Below are 21,344 nucleotides of genomic sequence, written 5' to 3' on the forward strand. Positions count from 1 at the left end.
GGGATATTTGGTAGGGCAAATTACAAAATATAGTTCAAGTAAACCAACATGATTCCAAGATCAGCTAGGATATGACTAATAATTGATGCGCTGATTGAATTCAATTTGTATCTAAAGTAGCCCCACATAAGACCTGCTATAAATACTGGAATAACAGCAATGAAATTAAAAGGAAATGTGAAAATTGAAAAGAGGGGAACTAGATGATATAGACTATAAAAAAATGATGTAATCATAATCGTTTGAGCCGCACCTACTCTATCTATAAGGCGCTTATACATAACATCTCTCCAATAGAGCTCCTCCAAAACAGGATTGATGAAGATGAGGAAAATAATTAACCAGAAAAGGATACTTCCTGTGAAATTCCACTCCACCAAAATTTGTTTTAGTTCGCCAAGATCGAAAACTAAATTATGTAGTAGTGCAACTGCCCCGTAAATAGCTACCAAAGAAATAACACCACTAATCAGACCAACTGTGAAAGATTTGAGATTGAGGTGTTTTTTACGATTCCATCGAATACTGTTATTTCTAAAGTATAGCAGAATCGGAACAAATAAAAGCCAACCATAGAATAGGATAAAGGTAATAGGGACACTTTTGAATATGATTAAACCTAAAAAGATTATAATCGTAGGGCCAATTAATAAAACTGAGAGTTTCATTATAAATCCTCCATGTGTTTTAAGTCGTAATAAAGATCCCTATCTTTCGGGTAGCAATGACTATCATTTTAAACCGTATCCATTATATCGTATCATTTACCGATTAATTAATCAGTATAATCTACTAATTGGATTTTGAAGGATATATCGATTACACTAAACAATTTCAAGTTAGATTTTCATGGTTAACGCATAAAATATATTCCAATAAAAAAGAAGTAACCACCAGTAATGGTGATTACTCCATATAGGAATCTTGATGTATAGAGCCAGACATTATCTCTACACGCAGCTCTTTTATCTACTTGTATTCAATGGTTTGATATTCGCTTCAATTGCCGCACGTTTACCTTCCAAAAATGGTGGTAGCGCAAGTGACTCACCCAATGTTTCAAGCGGCTCATCTGTTGCGAATCCAGGTCCATCTGTTGCAAGTTCAAATAGGATACCATTTGGCTCGCGGAAGTATAGTGAACGGAAATAGAATCGCTCTACAAATCCGGAGTTCGGCAATCGTGTACTGTTAATTTTATCAATCCATGCATGTAGTTCTTCTTCGTCATTAACACGGAAAGCTACGTGGTGAACGCCGCCTATCCCTTGAACCTCTGCAGGCAAGTCATTGCGTGGCTCAACATACACTTCAGCGCCTGAACCACCATCTCCGACTTCCATAACAACGATGTCGTCTTGTCCTTCAATAAGAGCTGGAACACGGTTCTTCTCTGTAAACCCGAGTATTTGAAGGGCTGCGATAGTCGGTTCAGGAGTGCGAACAGTTAGCCTAACTGGACCAAGCCCAGTTATCCCATACTCAATCGGAACAGGGCTCTTATCCCATGGAGTTCCAGTCGCAGCGACTGAATTTGTCTCATCGGAAACGAGCGTCAATTGTTGGCCTTCCGCATCTTCGAAGAAAATAACATTGCGACCAGCAAATTCTGAAATGGGTGCATGTTTTACGTTAAATTCAGTAAAGCGTTCAATCCAATAATTTAGTGCAGCGTCACTTGCTACACGAAGTGATGAGTTGGAAATACTACTGACACCTGCTCGTTTTGGTCCAGCATTTGGGAAATCAAAAAATGTCAGTTCAGTTCCTGGATTCCCTTGCTCATCTCCGTAAAATAAATGATAAGCAGTTGTGTCGTCCTGATTTACTGTTTTTTTCACTAGTCGCATACCAAGTACCTCAGTGTAAAACTTAAAGTTATGCGCCGCGCTACCAGTCATTGCTGTTAGATGGTGAATGCCTTTTACGTTCATCTTTATCAATCCTCTCTTGGATAATATCTTTGTAAAGTTATCTTGAATTCAAGCTAATATTACAGCGAGAGGACGAAATTGTCAAGAGATGTGTCCCTTCGAGGGTTCAATATCCATACATATCATCTGTTTTTATCTTCATAGGTATTCAGAACGATTATTCTTAATTCTGGAAAGGGACTATAAAAAATGTGATATATTTTTATGATTAGATAGCTTATTTACGAAGAAGTTGATATAATCTATATTATTAGAAAGTTATTTACGTACATGGATAAATGAAGGAATATCGTTTAAGCGTGAGGTAACGCTTATCTAGGTATTCCTTTTTAATCACATAATATACGGAAATAGCCAAATCAGCTGGCCTGAAAATTAGACATAGGGAGATGCACACATCATGACGAACCATGTAATCACTGTCACATTGAGTGAATCAAAAAAACAACAACCACAATCAGATCAGTTGGAATTCGGAAGAGTATTTACAGACCATATGTTTGTGGCTGACTATTGTGAAGGCCAAGGCTGGACGGATCATAGAATCATTCCATATGCACCACTTGAACTGGATCCGGCGGCAACCGTTTTTCACTATGGACAAACAATTTTTGAAGGATTAAAAGCCTATGTAGGCAAAGAGGGGCAAGTATTGTTATTCCGCCCAGAAGAAAACATGCGTCGCATGAACAAATCGAGTGAACGCTTATGCATGCCAGCTTTCAATGAAGAAATTGCAATCGAAGCTTTAGAAAAATTAATTTCTATCGATAAAGACTGGATTCCAGTAACAGAAGGAACTTCCCTGTACATAAGACCATTCATGGTTGCGACTGAACCCTATCTTGGCGTTTCACCATCGAAGAAATATAAATTCATCATTATCCTTTCTCCTGTTGGATCGTATTATAAAGAAGGAATTCATCCCGTTAAAATTCTCGTTGAAAATGAGTATGTGCGTGCAGTAGCAGGCGGAACTGGAACGGCAAAAACGGCGGGTAACTACGCGTCCGGGCTAAGAGCACAAGAAATAGCAAGCAAAAAAGGTTATTCACAAGTTCTTTGGCTTGATGGTGTAGAAAGAAAGTATATAGAAGAAGTGGGAAGTATGAACGTCTTCTTCAAAATTAACGGTGAAGTTATTACACCAATATTAAATGGCAGTATTTTAGAAGGAATTACGAGGAAGTCAATCCTTCAATTACTGAGGCATTGGGATATTCCGGTTGTTGAACGTAAAATATCCATGGAAGAACTTCGTTCAGCACACCAAGCAGGTACCTTAGAGGAAGCATTCGGAACGGGAACGGCGGCAGTTGTTTCACCAATTGGAGAACTCAATTGGGGCGATGACATAATGGTCGTTAATAATAATGAAACCGGTGAATTATCTAAAAAACTGTATGAGACACTAACGGGTATTCAAACCGGTAAAGTGGAAGATTCATTCGGGTGGGTAGTTGAAGTCACTGACACGGTAAAAGTATAATTGTTTCTTCTATATAAAGGTGAAGAAAAGGGTAGCCCTTCCAAGGTGCTATCCTTTTCTTTGTATCCAGTTGGGGAAGTCCTGCATATAGTAGGGAAGCGCCTAGAATTACTAAATGGATAGCGGAAGGGGATTGTGTGGATAAATTATCACCAAACCACAAACAAGTCATAGATGAAAACAGTAAAGATAAACAGTTGGAACAATTCCGTGTGAATAATGAAGGAACAAAAATGACAACAAATCAAGCACTGAAAGTTTCGAATGACGAGGAATCATTGAAAGCGGGTATCCGTGGACCAACATTAATGGAGGACTTTCATTTTCGAGAAAAATTAACTCACTTTGACAATGAAAGGATTCCAGAGCGGGTTGTACACGCCAGAGGATATGCAGCGCACGGGTTTTTCGAATTGTATGAATCAATGAGGGAATTTACAAAAGCAGGATTTCTGCAGGAACCCGGAACGAAAACCCCAGTTTTTACGAGATTCTCGAATGTTGTAGGGAGCAAAGGTTCTGCGGATACAGTAAGGGATGTACGAGGATTTGCTGTTAAGTTTTATACGGAGGAAGGGAACTATGATCTTGTGGGTAACAATATTCCCATCTTTTTCATCCAAGATGGCATTAAGTTCCCGGATCTTGTCCATGCGATACAGCCTGAACCACATAATGAGATGCCGCAAGCTGCCTCTGCACATGATACGTTTTGGGACTTTGTTGCTAACAACCAAGAATCGGCTCATATGGTCATGTGGCTAATGTCAGATCGGGCGATTCCGAGGAGTTGGCGAATGATGGAGGGATTCGGTGTTCATACATTCCGATTCGTCAATGAACAAGGCAAAGGCCGGTTTGTAAAGTTCCACTGGAAACCAGCACTTGGGGTACATTCGCTTGTATGGGATGAGGCACAGAAGATTTCAGGAAAAGATCCAGACTTTCAACGGCGGGATTTATGGGAGTCAATTGAACATGGTAATTTTGCGGAGTATGAACTCGGTGTACAAATGATTGATGAAAAAGATGAATTCATGTTCGATTTCGATGTACTAGATGCTACGAAACTTTGGCCGGAAGAAATCGTTCCTGTTAAAATATTTGGCAAGATGACACTTAATCGAAATGTTGATAACGTCTTCGCGGAAACAGAGCAAGTTGCGTTCCATCCGGGTAATGTCGTACCTGGAATTGATTTCACAAATGACCCACTTCTACAAGGTAGATTATTTTCCTATTTAGATACACAACTCATTCGCCTCGGGGGACCGAATTTCACTGAGATTCCTATCAATCGTGCCGTCTGTCCATTCCATAATAATCAGCGAAATGGCTATAGCCGTCAGAGGATTGATGTTGGGCAGGTCAGTTACCATAAAAACTCGCTTGCGGATAATACACCGTCCACTTCTACTGCGAAAGAAGGTGGATTCGTCCATTATGCAGAAAAAGTGGAAGGGCGTATCATTCAAGCAAGAAGCGATTCATTCAAAGATTTCTTTTCTCAGGCAAGGCTATTTTGGAACAGTATGTCGCCACCAGAGAAGCAACATATCACTGATGCATTCATCTTTGAAGTTGGGAAAGTGGCTAGTAAAAGTGTGAGACAGCAAGTCGTTGATATGTTTGCCAATGTGGATAAAGAATTGGCAATCCATATCGCAGATGGTGTCGGGGTAAACCCTCCTACTAGCAAGCAAGTGAACGTCAAGGCCTCATCACCGGCACTCAGTCAGCAAAATACGACGAGAGTCCCTTACACGTTGAAAGTCGGCGTGCTGATTGGCAATGATTTTAATGGTGCAGAAGTGAAAAGAGCTGTCAAAACGTTAAGGAAATATGGCGTCACAGTGGATATTGTTGGTGAAAAACTAGGCACAGTAAGAGGTGCGGATGGCCTTAATGTAATCGTTAATGAAACATTCCTTACAATGGATCCGGTTTTATTTGATAGCTTATATGTTGTTGGTGGTACGGCTGAAAATCAAGCAAAATTCAATTCCAATATCCAATACTTTATTAACGAATCGTTCAAGCATTATAAACCGATTGGATTTGCATCGACAGGTCTTCCTTTCTTTGAATTATCAAATGCGAAGGCGGGGCCAGGAATTGTCTTCGCGACGGATAATCCCGATTTTGATGATGATTTTGTAAAAGCAATCGCACAGCAACGCTTCTGGGACAGAGAAATTTATTGAAGAATGGCCGCTCCGATTAGAAATAGGGAGCGGTTTTTTTTTGACTAGGAAATTATAAAATCTCGTACTGTGGTTAAACACCAAGAGAAGCTATTTCACGTCTAGACTCTAGCGCTTTTGTTCTTACTCGTTAAACTAGTCTGAAATCATGTATACTAGTTTATAAAGCAGATAGGGGATGATTTCTTATGATAAAAGCGATTATTTTTGATTTGGATGATACATTATTATGGGATAAAAAAAGTGTAGAAACCGCATTCGAAAAAACATGTGAACATGCAGCCCAAGTACATGATCTTAATCCTGCTAAACTTGAAGAAGCTGTCAGATTGGAAGCGAGAAAGCTTTACGAATCGTATGATACCTATGAATTTACTCAGATGATTGGCATTAACCCATTCGAAGGCCTCTGGGGGACATTCAATGATGAAGGGGACTATTTTCAAAAAATGAAAGCAATTGTTCCAGGCTATCGTAAGGAAGCGTGGACAAATGGACTTCAGCGAATCGGCATTAATGATGAAGACCTTGGCAGCACGTTAGCAGAATTATTCCCACAGGAACGAAAAAAGCATCCCTATTTATATGAAGAAACATTCGAAGTGCTGGACCGTCTGAAAGATACATACAAGCTTGTACTATTAACAAATGGTTCACCAAGTTTACAACACACGAAACTTGAAGTCACATCCGAACTCGTTCCTTATTTTGACCAAATCATCATCTCAGGCGCATTCGGAATAGGGAAGCCAGACGTATCTATTTTTCAACATGTGCTTACTGAAAGCGGCGTAACTGCAGAGGAAGCAATAATGGTAGGCGATAATCTAATGACGGATATTTTAGGAGCATCACGTGTCGGAATGCGTTCTGTCTGGATTAATCGGGAGAATAAACTGCCCAGTGAAGAAGTTGTACCGACTTATGAAATTAATCATTTAGAAAAGTTATATCCTATCCTTGAAGAGTTGAATAAGAAACAGGCTGTCCAATGAGTATCAAATCTATCCTGAAGGATTGAGGATGGAGTGGACAAACTGCTTACATTACAAAACGAAAAAGCGCTCCAGTTGGTCAGCGCTTTTTTGTGCGGGATTTAAATTATGGAAATGAAAATAGTTTTGGATTGATCATCTAAAATTAACGGAATCTTCGTATCGTGAAGAACGTATTATATATGTTGAATTAAAGAATCCCATTGAATCTGCTGTGGTTCTCGATAATGAGAGAGTTATAATTCGGGGTGTGGATTATAGAACGCTTGGCGCTTTGGGGATGCCTTCCGCCATAAGCCTGGATTATCGCTTCGCATCCAGTCTTACGGCTTCGGCGACCCCTTTGCCGCGCCTGCGCTAGGGTGTTCAATATCGAGAAAAATGTGATTTTGAGATGTATATGCTGAGATTATAATGTGATTACTAGTTGATACTACATAAATGAATCCCATTGAACCGCTCCGGCGCTAGGGGATGCCTCCCGCCATAAGCCAAGCAGCTTCGCCGCCAGTCTTATGGCTTCGGCGACCCCTGTTAAGGCGCCTTCGCTCAGTATATATACCGGATTCAACATATATAATTATAGTCAAGAAAGAGGCAATCCAGGTTGCAGATTTCACCACTAATAATGAAATGCGCTTTCTCACATAGACCATCTAGCGAAGGCGCGTCTTCGTGGTAGGCATCCACAAAGCGTCGAAGCGGTATTCGTAGGATTTCTATTTCATTCCAATTATTAGGGTTTTTCAGTAGCCTTCCAAAAGCCCTTGTAAACCGCATACGTCGTATTCATTTGTTCAACATATATAGTAGAGATATTTAAGTTGTGAGTAAATGGAAATCAGAGTTTATCGATAATTTGAGGTGGAGAAAATGTCTTTTAGGGTCATCATCCAATTGGTTTTGGCATCAATTCTTTTACTATTTTCTACTGGGGTAGCATGGTATGAAGGTAGCGCACTACTAGAGCATTCTTGGGAATGGAAACATACCGCGCTTTTTTCTGGAATAGTGAATGGACAAGTGGAAAACGCAAGCGAAATTCTACCAATTGATTATTTTATGTATGCAGCTAAATTTGCACCTGTATTTCCTTTGCTAATGTTGTTAAGTGGGACATATCTCATAATCCTCCTGGGGTATATTTTATTTAAACGTAACCATAAGGTGTTCACGTATTACCTTGCTTCTATTAGTGTTTTATTCCTGGTATTAGGCGGTTTCCTGTCTAATTCTCCAACTAGCGGTTTGAAAATCATTTTCGCTAGTCTTTTGTTTATCGGTATTTTAATTCTAGTTACTGCAGTGGTTAGACTCTATAGGTTGAAATAAAGAACTCCATTGAATTCGCTCCGGCGCTCGGGGATGTCGAAGCCCTAAGCCAGATGAGGTATCCTTTAACCTATATGGAATAGCCTCTTGGCATTAACTGTATAATTTCTGCAAAGAACGCAGAAATTATACAAACCGAACTCTTCGTTGTTTGGTTGGCTACCCCTTGTAAGGCGCCTTTGCTCAGTTCAAATAGGTATTCATTTGTCCAATATATAGAATAAAAAAACAACTTTATATTTCTAAAAGTGATACTGATTCCTGCGATGAATATAGTGGAAAAATCGTCGTACAAAATGGAACGAACTCAATAAATGATGATTCTTATTCATCTAGTTCGATTGTGAAATTGTTTGGGAACCATTCTATGGAAAACGAGTTAAAGGGGATAATTAAAATGAATTATAAATTATATTTTGAAGTACCTGTAGTGGGAGGAAACGAAAAAAATGATTACTGGGTTCCTTTGATGAAATACTTTTTGGATCAGTCGGACAATATTGAAATCCATTGCTGGAGTATTGAAAAGGCTTTGATAGAAGAAGTTAAATCTAGGGCCAAGGAATCTTTTGAAATATCCGTTGAAAACGAAATGACTATTTTCACAGGAAATAAAACAGCGGAGATGGTTGACTATTTATTTACTAACTTAAACAGAAAGATTGAAATCAAATGGTTTTCAATCTTTCTAAGAAGAAATGAAATATTAATTTTTAGTTCTGAACATAACGGAACGGAATTCTTTGCGGGCGTGGTAAATGAAAAAGATATCAATTTTATCGAATCCCTGATGCCAGAAAGAACGTCTTATAGTAAATACAAATAATATACTGTGGAACGGCATTGTTATTAACCAGACAGGTTAGTCTTTAGGGATAATTCATATCATCAATAACCTATTAAAATACGTGGTAATCCATTCACATACATCTTAAAATGATGGAGGTTTTTAGTTAGTGAAGTTCTTTTTGAAGTTAAATATGGTCAGCGCGTTATATGCCTTTGCGTTGTTTATTTCCATTGAACTTCAAGTCAATTACTATCGAATTTGGCGGCTGACAGGATGGCAAGTGAATGCAGTAGACATTGTGATTGGTGTTATTCATTTTGCTGGATTTATTTCAACACTGTTTTTATTTTACTTTTTGATTAGCAACTGGTTGGAAGGTAGAAAAGCAAGTTACTGGTCGGTCATTCTTTGGTTTCCCTATTTAATTCTATTAGTCATAATATTTTTATTTTTATTCCCTGTAACTTATCCAGGAGATAAATCTGCTCCAGTTTCTGGGCTTATTATTATTTCGCAACTAATTAGTTATCCATTTTATTTATTATTTATTAATTTCATTTGCAGGGAACTAGGTACTGGTGTAGAAGAAAAAGGGGCTTTGTAATTTTGAGGGTTTGAAACTTTATTTGTTCACTCACTATTTCTAAAAAAGAAAAATGGATAGAGTCATCAGATTTTGTCTGATAACTCTATCCATTTGTTTAGTGACTATATATTCGGCACTATTTATTTAGTATTAACTAGGTGGAATATCTCACCATTATAAAAAAAACTAGCGAAGGAGCGACAAGTGTGAGCCGAAGCAATAAGACCGACAGTGATCTTATGGCGGGCTTATTGCGTGAGGCCATCACCAAGCGACTAAGCGGTGTTGGAAGAACAATCTAATTATTAAGTGCTGACTATATTAAAATAAATTAGAATCGTACTTACAAATCAATCGCAATAACATCAAAGATATCTTCAAGCTCTTTCAAACGTTCTACGTTAGCCTTCTCAACATGATTATCGACAGATAGCATCATGATTGCATTACCGCCAACAGTGGATCGACCAACTTGCATCGTTGCGATGTTGATGTTTTCGATTGCTAGTAATGTTCCGACCCGGCCAATTGCACCCGGTTGGTCTTTATGTTTAATGAATAGTAAATGGCCATCAGGTTTTACATCGACAAGATTATCATCGACTTTGACAATACGTGCACCTAAACCATTTAGTAAAGTTCCGGCAACACGTCTTACTCCATTCGTTGTCGATACTTCAACCGTAACTAAATTTGAAAAACCTTTAGATGTAGAAGTTTTATGTTCATTAACCTTGATGCCGATACGGTCTGCCAAAAACTTGGCGTTGACATCATTGACATGGTTTCCAAGATTGCGCTTCAACAGGCCTTTTAGCGTGTTGCGTGTCAAAGGACGGACATCAGATTCAGCAAGCTGCCCTGAGTAATAAATATTTACTTCCTCGATAACACCCTCTGCTAAATCAGATAAGAATACGCCCAACTTTTCAACTAAGTCAAAGAATGGTTCAACTTTAGCCAGCGCTTCTTTTGAGACTGAAGGAAGATTGACTGGATTTTGCACCGCACCGCCGTTTAAGAAAGTGACTACATCACGGCTAACATCAATCGCAACGCTTTCTTGCGCTTCAATCGTACTTGCACCTAAGTGTGGAGTCGCGATGACTTCAGGAAGTGTCAGCAGTTTATGGCCAACAAATGGTTCCGTTTCAAAGACGTCGAGTGCAGCTCCTGCAACTTTCTTCGATACGATTGCATCATACAACGCATCTTCATCGATAATACCGCCGCGTGCGCAGTTAATGATTTGAACGCCGTCTTTCATCAGATTAAAGGCTTCTTTATTGATCATATGTCGCGTTTCTTTCAAAAGTGGAGTATGAACAGTAATAAAGTCTGCTGCTCTTAGTACTTCTTCAACAGTTCCCGCAGTAATACCCATCTTCTTCGCTTTCTCTTCCGTTAAGAAAGGATCATAGGCAATGACATTCATTCGCTGACCTTTTGCTCTTGCCGCAACTTCCGCGCCGATACGACCAAGACCTACTACACCGAGTGTCTTATTTTTTAATTCAACACCAATGAATGACTTGCGGTCCCATTGCTGATTTTTTAATGAGTTGAAGGCTTGTGGAATTTTGCGAGCAAGGGACATCAGCATTGCAATTGTATGTTCAGCAGCGGAGTTCGTGTTGCCGTCCGGAGCATTGACAACGATAATACCATGTTCAGTCGCTGCGTCTAAATCGATATTGTCGACGCCGACACCAGCACGCCCAATGATTTTTAACCTCGTTGCTTTTTCAATAATTTCGCGTGTCACTTGTGTTTGACTACGAACAAGCAAGGCATCATAGTTATGAATTTTAGACGCTAATTCAGCGGGTGTGCAAGTTGTATCAACGACAATGTTCAAGCCTTCAGCCTGCCTTAATGGAAAAATACCATCTTCACTTAACGGATCGCTAATAAGTATATTAAAAGTCATTTAGACCAACACTCCTTCGTTTAAGTAGACTTGCTGTGCAGCGGCAGTGCCTTTTCCTAATTCAATTTCTTTGCCGACTTTGAGTAAGCCGATTTCCATCGCACTGATTGTTTGAAGGACATCTGCGGGAGAACAGTATCCCATATGGCCAATGCGGAATATTTTGCCGCTTAAATGCTGTTGGCCGCCTGCTACGATTAAGCCGAACTCATGTTTAATCACTTTTCTAAACGCTTCTGCGTCGAAATCTTCCGGTTTAACCGCTGTGACCGTAGGAGAGGCATCTTTATCACTTGTTAATAAAGGAATACCTAATGCCCGGAAAGCGGCGCGCGTCATGTTCATCATCAAAATATGTCGTGCATTTACTTGTTCGACTCCTTCTTGATCGACAAGCTGAAGAACTTGTTCCAAGCCGAATAACAAAGATAGTGCAGGTGTGAAAGGGGTAGTATCTTTTAACAGATTGTCACGATATCTTACTAAATCCATATAGTAGCGTGGTTGTGGGTTATTCTCGATGATAGTCCAGGCACGTTCACTTGCTGCGATGAAAGCCAGTCCTGCTGGTAGCATGAATGCTTTTTGAGAACCTGTCACCAGGACATCGATTCCCCAATCATCCATTCTCGTCTCAACACCGCCAACACAGGAAACACCATCGACGACGATTAATGCATCTGACACTTCACGTACTGCCTGTGCGAGTTCCTTGATAGGATTTAATACGCCAGTAGAAGTCTCGCAATATGTAGAAAATACAGCTTTGATTTCAGGATGCTCTTGTAGATAGCGTTTAATTTCTAGGGGATTCAGCGCTTCGCCCCATTCGACATTTAAGCTTTGAACCGTGATATTGTAAGCTTCACAAATTTTTGAGAAACGCTCGCCGAATGCGCCTGTTACAATGACTAATACTTCATCACCAGGCTTCACAATATTTACAACAGCAGCTTCCAAACCAGCTGTTCCGCTACCTGTTAAAATAACAACGTCTTGTGTCGTACCGAAAATCCGTTGCAGACCTGGTGCGATATTTTTAAGCATATTCGATGTCTCTTGTCCTCGGTGGCCAATCATTGGTCGACTCATCGCTCGTTGTACACTTGGCGGGATGGGACTTGGTCCTGGAATCCTAAGTAGCATTTGATCTTGTAACATCTTCATTCTCCTCTCGATTTTGGGAATAAAAAAAAGCCCTCCTCCCCTTACAAATAAATGTAAGGGGCGAAAAGCTGAAATACTCACGCGGTACCACCCTTTTTACTGTCTGAAAAAATAGACAGTCTTGGTTAGCATGCTTAACGCGCATGTGACGGATAAACCTACTAGACGTTTCAGTTTATCTATTCCAGAGTGCTACTTTACTGCGAAATCACTGATTTGCACCATCCATCAGCTCTCTTGAGATTTCAGTAGATAAAGTGTGTCTCCATCAAAATAGTTAGATTAGTTATGGAATTAGAACTAATCATAACAAATGAAAATTGAATGTCAAGCATCATTTTATCCGAAATCACGTTTTTCTGAGTCCAATTGGTAGAGGAATCTAGTCAGGAACGGTATTCTTTCTTATAAGAACAAAATAAGGAGTGAAAAGATTTGGTTGCTGATAAAATTAAAAAGTTCAATTCGATTCCACTTTCCGTTTTGGACCTTTCTCCAATAAATGAAGGTAGCAATGCAACACAGTCCTTCAAAAATAGTGCGGAATTGGCACAGCATGCTGAAAAATTAGGTTTCAATCGGTACTGGTTTGCAGAACATCACAATATGCCTGGCATTGGAAGTTCCGCAACATCGGTACTTATAGGTCATATTGCAGGCGTAACAAAACGAATTCGCGTAGGTTCGGGCGGTATTATGTTACCTAACCATGCACCACTTGTTATTGCCGAACAGTTTGGTACACTCGAATCTATCTATCCTGGAAGAATCGATTTGGGACTTGGGCGTGCGCCAGGTTCTGACCAAGCAACTGCTTATGCACTGCGTCGCACATTACAAAGTACTGGTGACGATTTCCCGGAACAATTAGCCGAACTTCAAGCTTATTTTGAACCGGACAGATCCGCTCGAGTTCGCGCCTTTCCAGGTGAAGGACTTGATATACCCATCTGGCTTCTCGGCTCGAGCGGCTTTAGTGCACAACTTGCAGCACAGAAAGGCTTACCTTTTTCTTTCGCGAGTCATTTTGCACCTGCGTATACGTTGCAAGCATTACAGTTGTACCATCAAAACTTTAAGCCATCTAAGTTTTTGAAAGAACCGTATGCCATGCTTGGTATCAATGTCATCGCAGCGGAGACGGACGAAAAAGCGCAATGGTTGGCGACTTCACAGCAACTTCAATTCCTTGGTATCACTACGGGAATGCCATCACAATTAAAACCACCAGTTGACAATATCAATGAGTATTGGTCACCACAGCAACAAGCATCTATTAAGCAAACGCTCGATCCTCGTACAACGATTGTGGGCAGTCCCGAAACGGTTAAACGCAAGCTTGAAAGTTTCATTCAAGAAACAAGAGCGAACGAATTAATTATCAATACGCAAGTATACAGTCATGAAGAGCGCATGCGTTCGTATAGCATAATTGCAGACATGATGGATTGAATAAATAAAAGTCGCAACCTTTAATTAGGTTAGCGGCTTTTTATTTAGAATAGTTATTTAATTGAGGTGGTGATATGGTAAAATATAGATGATGACATTTATAGGGGGTAATGAGGTGGGCAATATGACAAAGACAGAAACGATTGTTGAAAACTACCATGGTACTGATGTTGCAGATCCTTTTCGCTGGCTCGAAAAGCCGGAAACTTTAGAGGTGAAGAATTGGATTGATGAACAAAATGAAGCAACCCAAGACTATTTAGCAACGTATCCGAAACGGGATAAAGTGAAAGAGAAATTAACGAAATCATGGAATTATCCGAAATACTCCGTTCCGCAAAAAGAAGGGGACTATTATTATATTCATAAAAATAATGGATTACAAAACCAAGCCATCTTTTATCGGACAAAGGATATATCATCAGATGAACTTGAGGTCATTATAGATCCGAATACGTTGAATGAAGAAGGGACGGCAGCGATAACGAATCTTGCGTTTACGAAAGATGGGAATCGCTTAGCTTACGGTGTTTCATTGAACGGAAGTGACTGGCAGGAAATCCGAATCCGCAATTTACAGACGGGAATAGACGAAGCTGACGTCATCAAATGGTGCAAGTTTAGCAGTATTGCATGGAATGAAGAGGGAAGCGGGTTTTATTATAATCGATTCCCTGAACCTGGGACGGTCGATTCAGAAGATGAGAGTAACTATAACCGCGTTTACTGGCACACGGTTGGTACAGTCCAAGAAGAGGATATTCTGGCATATGAAGACACTGAGGATAAAGAGTTATCTTTTAATCCAATACTCTCTGATGATTATCGTTATTTGATTTTATCAGTATGGAAAGGAACAGAAAATAAAAGTCGTATCTATTATCGTGATGAACAAGCTGATGAAGGATTTGTTCATTTATTGGCAGACGATGACGGCGAATATTCGTTTATAGGAAATGAAGGGAAGCTCTTTTACTTCACGACTAGTCACGATGCACCGAAAGAAAAAATTATTGCTGTTCATTTGGACAAACCAGGGAAAGAGCATTGGATTGACATCATTTCAGAACAAGAAGACGTCATTACATTCGCAAAAATCATTAACGGGCAGTTTGTCGTATGCTATTTGCATAATGCCCATTACAAACTACGTATTTATGATTTGGACGGACAGTTCCAAAAAGAAGTGTCTCTTCCTAATTACATTTCCTTATCAGGCGTGACCGGCAAGAAAACAGCGTCAACGATGTTCATAGGCTATACATCATATTTGGTGCCGACAACGATTGCACGCTATGATTTTGAAAAAGATGAATTGAATACTGTATTTAATACGTCAGAGTTATTTGTAGCAACAGGCTTCGAGACTACTCAAGTGTTTTATCCATCCAAAGATGGCACGCGTATTCCGATGTTCCTGACGCATCGAAAAGGGTTGAAATTGACGGGCGATAATCCTGTTTTGTTATATGGTTATGGCGGTTTTAATGTTAACTTGACTCCGGCTTTTTCCCCATCACAGCGTATGTGGATTGAGGCGGGCGGCGTGTATGCGGTTGCGAATTTACGTGGCGGTGGAGAGTTTGGTGAGGAATGGTACAAAGCGGGGACGTTGGGGCAAAAGCAAAATGTCTTTGATGACTTCATTGCAGCAGCAGAGTGGCTGATTGAACAAAACTATACGAACAGCAAGAAGCTTGCCATTATGGGCGGAAGTAATGGTGGATTGCTTGTCGCAACATGCATCACTCAGCGGCCTGATCTATATGGGGCGGCACTTTGTCTCGTTCCTGTCACTGATATGCTGCGCTATCATAAATTTACTGTGGGACGCTATTGGGTGACCGATTACGGAAATGCTGAAACAAATCCGGAACATTTCGAGTTCATGTACAAGTATTCTCCGCTTCATAATGTCAAAGAAGGCGTCGAGTATCCACCGACACTTGTGACAACAGCTGATACGGATGATCGTGTGGTGCCGTGGCATGCGACGAAATTTGCAGCGACATTGCAAGCGGCACAACTAGGAAACAATCCAATCCTTCTGCGGGTGGAAAAGAATGCCGGCCACGGACTTGGTAAACCAACTGTTAAAATCATCGAAGAACAGACGGATATGTATTCGTTCTTGTTTAAGACATTGGAGATTGAAATTTAAGTTAGACAAGAACCGAAACAATCGTAACTATTTCTTGTGATGGGAACGAAATAACTAGGGGAATTACAGACCTATTCGCAATAGCGGATAGGTCCCCCTTTTTTTGTATATAGCCATTCCTATGATTTTGCGATTAAAAAGCGCAACAGTTTTAGCAAGAATTTTTCAATGAGATAAGTTAATAAGTTGGAATAAAGAATCCCATTGAATTCCCTTCGGCGCTCGGGGATGCTTCCCGCCCTAAGCCAGACAGCTTCGCCGTTAGTCTTAGGGCTTCGGCTACCCCTTGTAAGGCGCCTTCGCTCAGTTTGTACACCGTATTCAATACTTCAACATAGGTGTTGGTTTGATCTTTCGTCTCCAAATCATAAAGTGAATGCTTTTTACCTCAGGTCTGAAATTGAATGATTTTCAGACAGTAATTTGAGGTGATTGATTCGAAAAAAGTATTCTAACCAAAAGGGGGTTATGTCGATGATTAAAGGTTTATATGAAGCACATTTACCTGTTAGGAATCTTGAAACATCTATAGAGTTTTATAAAAAACTTAATTTTGAAATTGCATATCAAAAAGAGAAACTAGTATTTTTTTGGATTGAGAAAGGACGTAGTTGGTTAGGGCTGTGGGAAACAGATAAAGTTGAAACACCATATCATCCTTCATTGAGACACATTGCTTTTCAAGTTGATATAGAGGATATAGAGGTTGCCAAAGAATGGCTCGAACAAAAAGGAATTCCAGTAAAGACTGACTTTGGATTCCGACCAGAAAAGCAACCACTAGTTTTACCGAATAATCCCAATGCGCATGCAGCAATATATTTTCAAGATCCTGATGGTAATTCTCTTGAATTAATTACCCCTTTAAGGTTGGATTTTGAGGAAGACTTTGAAATGATGTCGTTAGAAGATTGGAATAGGAAAAATAACTAATTGTAACTATTTTCCTTGTTAAACTTAAGGGGCATTTGATTGAAAAAGAAATAATAATATTTCGTAGAATTTAGATAGTCAGAAGTAAATTGGTACTAAATTAAATTTGTGAACAATCAAGGGGAGTGGTAATCATCGAAGCAAATAAGGAGATTTTGAAATTGAATAAGGAAAGCTGGGAGAAATCAGCAGAACGTTTTTTCGGAAGAGCAGCTCTTCCGGAATATGGACCATTTTCTTTGAATGAAGAACGACTTGGACTATTTGGTGATATTTCAAATCAAAAGGTCTTGGATATTGGATGTGGTAGTGGGCATTCATTACAATATATGGGTAACCAAGGAGCAAAGGAACTATGGGGGGTGGATCTTTCAACAAAGCAAATAGAAACAGCTACTAAATTGTTGAGTAACCAACAAGTCAAAGTTTCTTTAGTAGAGTCTCCAATGGAGGAAAACCCAGGACTACCAAGCAATTACTTTGATATTGCATACTCAATTTATGCATTAGGGTGGACGGTTGATTTACGACGTACATTGTCAAATATCCATAACTATCTAAAGCCAGGTGGTATTTTCATCTTTAGTTGGGAACACCCTATCCACGACCGCTTGACCTACGAAGAGTCATCGTTTACTTTTAATAAATCTTATAATATCGAAGGTCCGGAATACAATGAAGCGTGGCATAATAGTGTCATTATTCACCATCGGAAATTAAGTACATATATAAATACACTAATCGAATCCGGTTTCACTATTGAAAAAGTATTAGATGATGTTGAGTTATCTGATAACAAAGTTTCAGATAATCCTTCGAGATGGTACTCAACCCAAAAAGCCCAATTAGTGCCTGCAACATTTATAATAAAAGCTTTCAAAAAGTAATGATGGAAAATTATTATTAATGTCGCGACGTTTCTATGATAAATAGGAACGTTTTTGACTTACCGGCCAGGTATTACACCAAAGAAGAATAATTGAAGGCAAAGAAATATAAAATAGAGGTGTAGTGAAATGCAACATCAAATGGGGTTATATAAAGAGTATTTTAAAGCAATTAAAGAAGGGAGAAAGACAGTTGAGGTACGCTTAAATGATGAGAATAGAAGAAGAATTAAAGTAGGCGATACCATCGAATTTATAAGTGTGCCTGAACAAAATGAAACATTAAAAGTTCAAGTTTTAGAATTAAAAAAATATGATACTTTTGAAAATATGTATAAAGATATTCCGCTTCACAGTTTTGATTGTGAAGGTTGGACAATGGAAAAAATGCTGAAAGGAACCTATGAAATATATTCGCTGGAACAAGAAAGTGAATGGGGAACACTTGCTATTACAATAAAGTATTAAACCAAAATCGCTATAACTAATGGGGATATTTGCAGGCTGCCAGGAGATTGTTTTTACTGTTAATAAAGTAACGTAGCGGATTCACTTTAAGAAGGTGCCCCATCCACAACCTAGCCAAAATAGGAGGAATTACAATGGACACAACACAACAAAACAGTAACGCTTGGGATAAGAAAGTTGAAGAGGGGTCTAGATACACACAATCTGTGAGTAGCGAAATCATTGAAAAAAGTAAATCTGGTGAATGGGAAATTACTGTCACTACTGAAAGATCAGTTCCACGAGATTGGTTTCCGAAATCTTTAGTAGGATTAAAAATACTTTGTTTAGCATCTGGTGGAGGGCAACAAGGACCTATTTTAGCTGCGGCTGGAGCAGATGTAACAGTTACTGATATATCTAAAAAGCAATTGCAACAAGATGAATATGTAGCTAAACGTGATGGATTAACTATAAAAACGGTACAAGGCGATATGTCAGACCTTAGTGACTTTAAAGATGAATATTTTGATATTGTTGTTAATCCTGTTTCTAACTTATTCGTAAAAGATGTTAACCTTGTATGGAAGGAAGTTTCAAGAGTTTTAAAAAATAGAGGTATTTTAATTGCAGGATTTACAAATCCTTTATTATGGATTTTTGATGATAATCAAGAAAGAAAAGGTATTCTTGATGTGAAATATTCCATACCTTCATCGTCATTGGATTATTTGCAAGAGGATGAAGTTCAAGCTTATATAAAATCAAGTCAAACAATAGAATACGCACATACTTTGGAAGATCAAATTCAAGGGCAAATTGAAGCAGGGTTTGTTATTACAGGTTTTTATGAGGATGACTTCGGTGGAACAAGGATTTTAGACAAGCATATTAAAACTTTTATTACTACAAGAGCTATAAAGCTAAAGATTGAATAATATTTTTTTCACTAACAGTACTTTAGTTGAATTATTAAACGTTAGTAAAAAAGTATCCATTTTTTATTAACTATTCATATCCCCCTTTGGATTCGGGAAGTCCTATATATTCTTCCTTACTTCTAATTATACTAAATACGTAATTTCGTAACTCAATTAATTGTTTAGCATCGTTGGTAGGATCACAGTATGTCTCTGAAAAAGAATGAGTTATGATTTCGCCGTTGATGGTAATTTTCCATTCATCCTCTTCGTGTGGTTCTTGTGTGCAAATGGTTCCGTTTATAGGTTCAGGTATAAAAGTTTTCTTTTCAACTATATTAACTTCTTTCATTTTCTTATAAATCTTATCCATTTCCTTATCTGTTAAATTTACAGTTGCCTTTGCAGTCCCATCCGTTATTAAATCTTTGGTAACTGTATTTTGAAATGTGTTGATTTCATTATTTTTTCCCACACCAAACTGAACAGAGAACCCAAAGTCATTTGGCATATCTTCTGGCAAAGTTTGAACAGTAGAAGCGGTTTCTTTTGAACGCGAAACACTAGCTTCATTTGAATTTTTAGTCAATTTATTGCAAGCGCTCAAAATGAAGGTGGCTAAAATAAACAATAATATTTTTTTCAACAATTATCCCCCTTTTTTTAATGAGACGAATTGTCCCACTTTTTGGTTTCACTTCATTCAAGAATCCTGCTAGTTTGTTTAAATGGATAATTTAAAAATTCAAAATATATTTAAACATAAATTTCATTTATTTAATAAGTTCGCTTCATATTAAGTGAACAATTAGCAACATTATCGGCATTTGTTTCAACAACACCGCATAAATTTATGCGGTGACTTCAATTCGTGTACGTATTGATCTGTTAATTAGTTTGTCAAATCGACTTAAGCATTGATATAACAACAAAAAGGAAGACATCAATTCATAGTGAATTGTGTCCCCAATATAGGTTGTTATTTGATGTTTTCTCTCCGTCAACCGAATACGTTAGTATTATAACTGATGTTTTCACTGACCTCACTTCTGTTTATCCTGCCGTTCCCAAATTCTAAGCGAAGGATAAGGATCGAAAGCCCATTCTGTACGTCCGTTATATTTATACATCCCGTAGTGGAGATGAGGAGGAAAACGTCCTGATGTTCCTGCTTTTCCATAACCTGAGCTACCCACTGAACCAATGATGGTCTTTGGTTCAACTATGTCTCCTTCTTTTAGATCTTTATTGAAATAAGCTAAATGGGCAAAATAGTGGTACGTATTATGGGTGTCGCGAATGCCGACCCGCCAACCTCCAAAGTCATTCCATCCCATTATTTCGATAACTCCATAGGACGTGGCTCGAACAGGGGTACCATATCCAGCGAACAAATCGGTTCCCTCGTGAATCCTTCTGCCACCCCATCCTCTGCTTGCTCCCCAGGTTCCACGGTAACTGTAATTGTAATTGGTTGGGACAGGAAAGGCGTGTTCATCTAAGTCCAATGTTTCAAAGTGTTTATACAGTTTTGCAATAGCTATAATTTGTTTAACCGTGTCTTCGCGCTTGTAATAGTCCAATAAAGCCAATTTGAAATCTTCTTCTGCTTGCCCGTATTCGCTTAAATAAGTTGCCATTGTATAAAGGACGTCTTCTGCATCATTTATATTGGCTAACCCATCTTCATTGCCATCAAGTCCATTTCCGTCTGAATAAGCAATCGATTCAGGAGAGGTATCTTTTTTATCGGGGTTAAGTGGGCCTGTCCAATAATCATCTGAAAACTGAATGGCGACCGGACCTTCATTCTTCGGAATATCAGTTCGAACTTGTTGGATGTTGCGTTCAAATTGATCAACTGCAGCTAAATAATACCATGGGACAGTTACGCTTTCGAAGCGTAAATAAAGACGCATTCGTTCATCTAGAATCATTTCTTGAGTAGGCTCTTCTTTTGCTGATACAACCGTTAAGAATAGCAAAGACAATGCGAGTACATACATTGGTAAAACAAACCAGTGACGCACGAAAAAACCTCCTTTTAATACATGTATATTAGAATTCCCCAATTGGATTTATTCATAAGTACATTTTTCAGGAAAACAATTCAAAAT

At 38.9% G+C, this 21,344-nt stretch carries 18 protein-coding genes and 1 other annotated feature; of the genes, 12 read left to right on the plus strand and 6 right to left on the minus strand.

From position 1 onward, the window contains the following. Window positions 1-20 precede the first annotated feature (20 nt). Both MKX62_RS14130 and MKX62_RS14135 read right to left on the minus strand, forming a co-directional pair. Entirely contained in the window at window positions 21-668 is a 648-nt protein-coding gene (locus MKX62_RS14130) for a CPBP family intramembrane glutamic endopeptidase (protein ID WP_340741679.1), read from the minus strand. Window positions 669-965: 297 nt separating this feature from the next. Next, window positions 966-1,934, minus strand: a complete 969-nt coding sequence (locus tag MKX62_RS14135) for a ring-cleaving dioxygenase (RefSeq protein WP_340741680.1) — start codon at window positions 1,932-1,934, stop codon at window positions 966-968. A 400-nt stretch (window positions 1,935-2,334) separates the two neighbouring features. Here MKX62_RS14135 and MKX62_RS14140 point away from each other — a divergent pair, with 400 nt between their 5' ends. From MKX62_RS14140 to MKX62_RS14165, 6 genes are all read left to right on the plus strand, one after another. Beyond that, entirely contained in the window at window positions 2,335-3,423 is a 1,089-nt protein-coding gene (locus MKX62_RS14140) for a branched-chain amino acid aminotransferase (protein ID WP_340741681.1), read from the plus strand. 137 nt (window positions 3,424-3,560) lie between these two features. After that, window positions 3,561-5,627 (plus strand): catalase, encoded by a 2,067-nt coding sequence (locus MKX62_RS14145; RefSeq protein ID WP_340741682.1) that lies wholly within the window; start codon window positions 3,561-3,563, stop codon window positions 5,625-5,627. 188 nt (window positions 5,628-5,815) lie between these two features. Next, window positions 5,816-6,622 (plus strand): HAD family hydrolase, encoded by an 807-nt coding sequence (locus MKX62_RS14150; RefSeq protein ID WP_340741683.1) that lies wholly within the window; start codon window positions 5,816-5,818, stop codon window positions 6,620-6,622. Between the two features lie 873 nt (window positions 6,623-7,495). Beyond that, entirely contained in the window at window positions 7,496-7,954 is a 459-nt protein-coding gene (locus MKX62_RS14155; protein WP_340741684.1) for a YjdJ family protein, read from the plus strand. Window positions 7,955-8,351: 397 nt separating this feature from the next. Next, window positions 8,352-8,780 (plus strand): hypothetical protein, encoded by a 429-nt coding sequence (locus MKX62_RS14160; protein ID WP_338653161.1) that lies wholly within the window; start codon window positions 8,352-8,354, stop codon window positions 8,778-8,780. Between the two features lie 130 nt (window positions 8,781-8,910). After that, window positions 8,911-9,348, plus strand: coding sequence for a hypothetical protein (locus MKX62_RS14165; protein ID WP_340741685.1), 438 nt, complete (start codon window positions 8,911-8,913; stop codon window positions 9,346-9,348). Between the two features lie 325 nt (window positions 9,349-9,673). Here the strand turns inward: MKX62_RS14165 and serA are convergent, their stop codons facing one another. Together serA and MKX62_RS14175 are read right to left on the minus strand one after the other, a co-directional pair. Continuing rightward, complete coding sequence (gene serA, locus MKX62_RS14170) at window positions 9,674-11,260, minus strand: phosphoglycerate dehydrogenase (protein WP_187047035.1); 1,587 nt, start codon at window positions 11,258-11,260, stop codon at window positions 9,674-9,676. After that, window positions 11,261-12,421, minus strand: coding sequence for a pyridoxal-phosphate-dependent aminotransferase family protein (locus tag MKX62_RS14175; protein WP_340741686.1), 1,161 nt, complete (start codon window positions 12,419-12,421; stop codon window positions 11,261-11,263). Window positions 12,422-12,480: 59 nt separating this feature from the next. After that, window positions 12,481-12,708, minus strand: a binding site (T-box leader). 154 nt (window positions 12,709-12,862) lie between these two features. On the opposite strand from MKX62_RS14175, the gene MKX62_RS14180 reads away from it, so the two are divergent. The 6 genes from MKX62_RS14180 (at window position 12,863) to MKX62_RS14205 (ending at window position 19,245) form a co-directional block, all read left to right on the plus strand. Beyond that, window positions 12,863-13,879, plus strand: a complete 1,017-nt coding sequence (locus MKX62_RS14180) for an LLM class flavin-dependent oxidoreductase (protein WP_067206944.1) — start codon at window positions 12,863-12,865, stop codon at window positions 13,877-13,879. A 124-nt stretch (window positions 13,880-14,003) separates the two neighbouring features. Next, the gene (locus MKX62_RS14185) at window positions 14,004-16,040 is read left to right on the plus strand and encodes a prolyl oligopeptidase family serine peptidase (protein WP_340741687.1); all 2,037 of its coding nucleotides are present in this window, start codon (window positions 14,004-14,006) and stop codon (window positions 16,038-16,040) included. A gap of 474 nt (window positions 16,041-16,514) precedes the next feature. After that, window positions 16,515-16,973: a VOC family protein gene (locus MKX62_RS14190; RefSeq protein ID WP_340741688.1), complete on the plus strand. Its 459-nt coding sequence runs from the start codon at window positions 16,515-16,517 to the stop codon at window positions 16,971-16,973. Window positions 16,974-17,134: 161 nt separating this feature from the next. Then, on the plus strand, window positions 17,135-17,860 hold the full coding sequence (locus MKX62_RS14195) for a class I SAM-dependent methyltransferase (protein ID WP_231885780.1): 726 nt from the start codon (window positions 17,135-17,137) through the stop codon (window positions 17,858-17,860). A 129-nt stretch (window positions 17,861-17,989) separates the two neighbouring features. Continuing rightward, window positions 17,990-18,328 (plus strand): ASCH domain-containing protein, encoded by a 339-nt coding sequence (locus MKX62_RS14200; protein ID WP_340741689.1) that lies wholly within the window; start codon window positions 17,990-17,992, stop codon window positions 18,326-18,328. A 134-nt stretch (window positions 18,329-18,462) separates the two neighbouring features. Continuing rightward, entirely contained in the window at window positions 18,463-19,245 is a 783-nt protein-coding gene (locus MKX62_RS14205) for a class I SAM-dependent methyltransferase (protein WP_340741690.1), read from the plus strand. 70 nt (window positions 19,246-19,315) lie between these two features. Here MKX62_RS14205 and MKX62_RS14210 read toward each other — a convergent pair whose 3' ends face one another. Both MKX62_RS14210 and MKX62_RS14215 read right to left on the minus strand, forming a co-directional pair. Next, complete coding sequence (locus MKX62_RS14210; protein ID WP_340741691.1) at window positions 19,316-19,873, minus strand: membrane lipoprotein lipid attachment site-containing protein; 558 nt, start codon at window positions 19,871-19,873, stop codon at window positions 19,316-19,318. 397 nt (window positions 19,874-20,270) lie between these two features. After that, the gene (locus MKX62_RS14215; protein WP_067206962.1) at window positions 20,271-21,257 is read right to left on the minus strand and encodes a M23 family metallopeptidase; all 987 of its coding nucleotides are present in this window, start codon (window positions 21,255-21,257) and stop codon (window positions 20,271-20,273) included. Between the last annotated feature and the right edge of the window lie 87 nt (window positions 21,258-21,344).

Source organism: Sporosarcina sp. FSL K6-5500 (genome assembly GCF_038005665.1).
In the GTDB taxonomy this organism is placed as follows: Bacteria; Bacillota; Bacilli; order Bacillales_A; family Planococcaceae; genus Sporosarcina; species Sporosarcina psychrophila.

What these genes read in the sequence shown, in the direction of transcription:
- MKX62_RS14135 (WP_340741680.1), bottom strand. Translation starts at nt 1,934, where the DNA reads ATGAACGTAAAAGGCATTCACCATCTAACAGCAATGACTGGTAGCGCG.
- MKX62_RS14160 (WP_338653161.1), top strand. Translation starts at nt 8,352, where the DNA reads ATGAATTATAAATTATATTTTGAAGTACCTGTAGTGGGAGGAAACGAA.
- MKX62_RS14155 (WP_340741684.1), top strand. Translation starts at nt 7,496, where the DNA reads ATGTCTTTTAGGGTCATCATCCAATTGGTTTTGGCATCAATTCTTTTA.
- MKX62_RS14200 (WP_340741689.1), top strand. Translation starts at nt 17,990, where the DNA reads ATGCAACATCAAATGGGGTTATATAAAGAGTATTTTAAAGCAATTAAA.
- MKX62_RS14130 (WP_340741679.1), bottom strand. Translation starts at nt 668, where the DNA reads ATGAAACTCTCAGTTTTATTAATTGGCCCTACGATTATAATCTTTTTA.
- MKX62_RS14140 (WP_340741681.1), top strand. Translation starts at nt 2,335, where the DNA reads ATGACGAACCATGTAATCACTGTCACATTGAGTGAATCAAAAAAACAA.
- MKX62_RS14205 (WP_340741690.1), top strand. Translation starts at nt 18,463, where the DNA reads ATGGACACAACACAACAAAACAGTAACGCTTGGGATAAGAAAGTTGAA.
- MKX62_RS14175 (WP_340741686.1), bottom strand. Translation starts at nt 12,421, where the DNA reads ATGTTACAAGATCAAATGCTACTTAGGATTCCAGGACCAAGTCCCATC.
- serA (WP_187047035.1), bottom strand. Translation starts at nt 11,260, where the DNA reads ATGACTTTTAATATACTTATTAGCGATCCGTTAAGTGAAGATGGTATT.
- MKX62_RS14150 (WP_340741683.1), top strand. Translation starts at nt 5,816, where the DNA reads ATGATAAAAGCGATTATTTTTGATTTGGATGATACATTATTATGGGAT.
- MKX62_RS14190 (WP_340741688.1), top strand. Translation starts at nt 16,515, where the DNA reads ATGATTAAAGGTTTATATGAAGCACATTTACCTGTTAGGAATCTTGAA.
- MKX62_RS14185 (WP_340741687.1), top strand. Translation starts at nt 14,004, where the DNA reads ATGACAAAGACAGAAACGATTGTTGAAAACTACCATGGTACTGATGTT.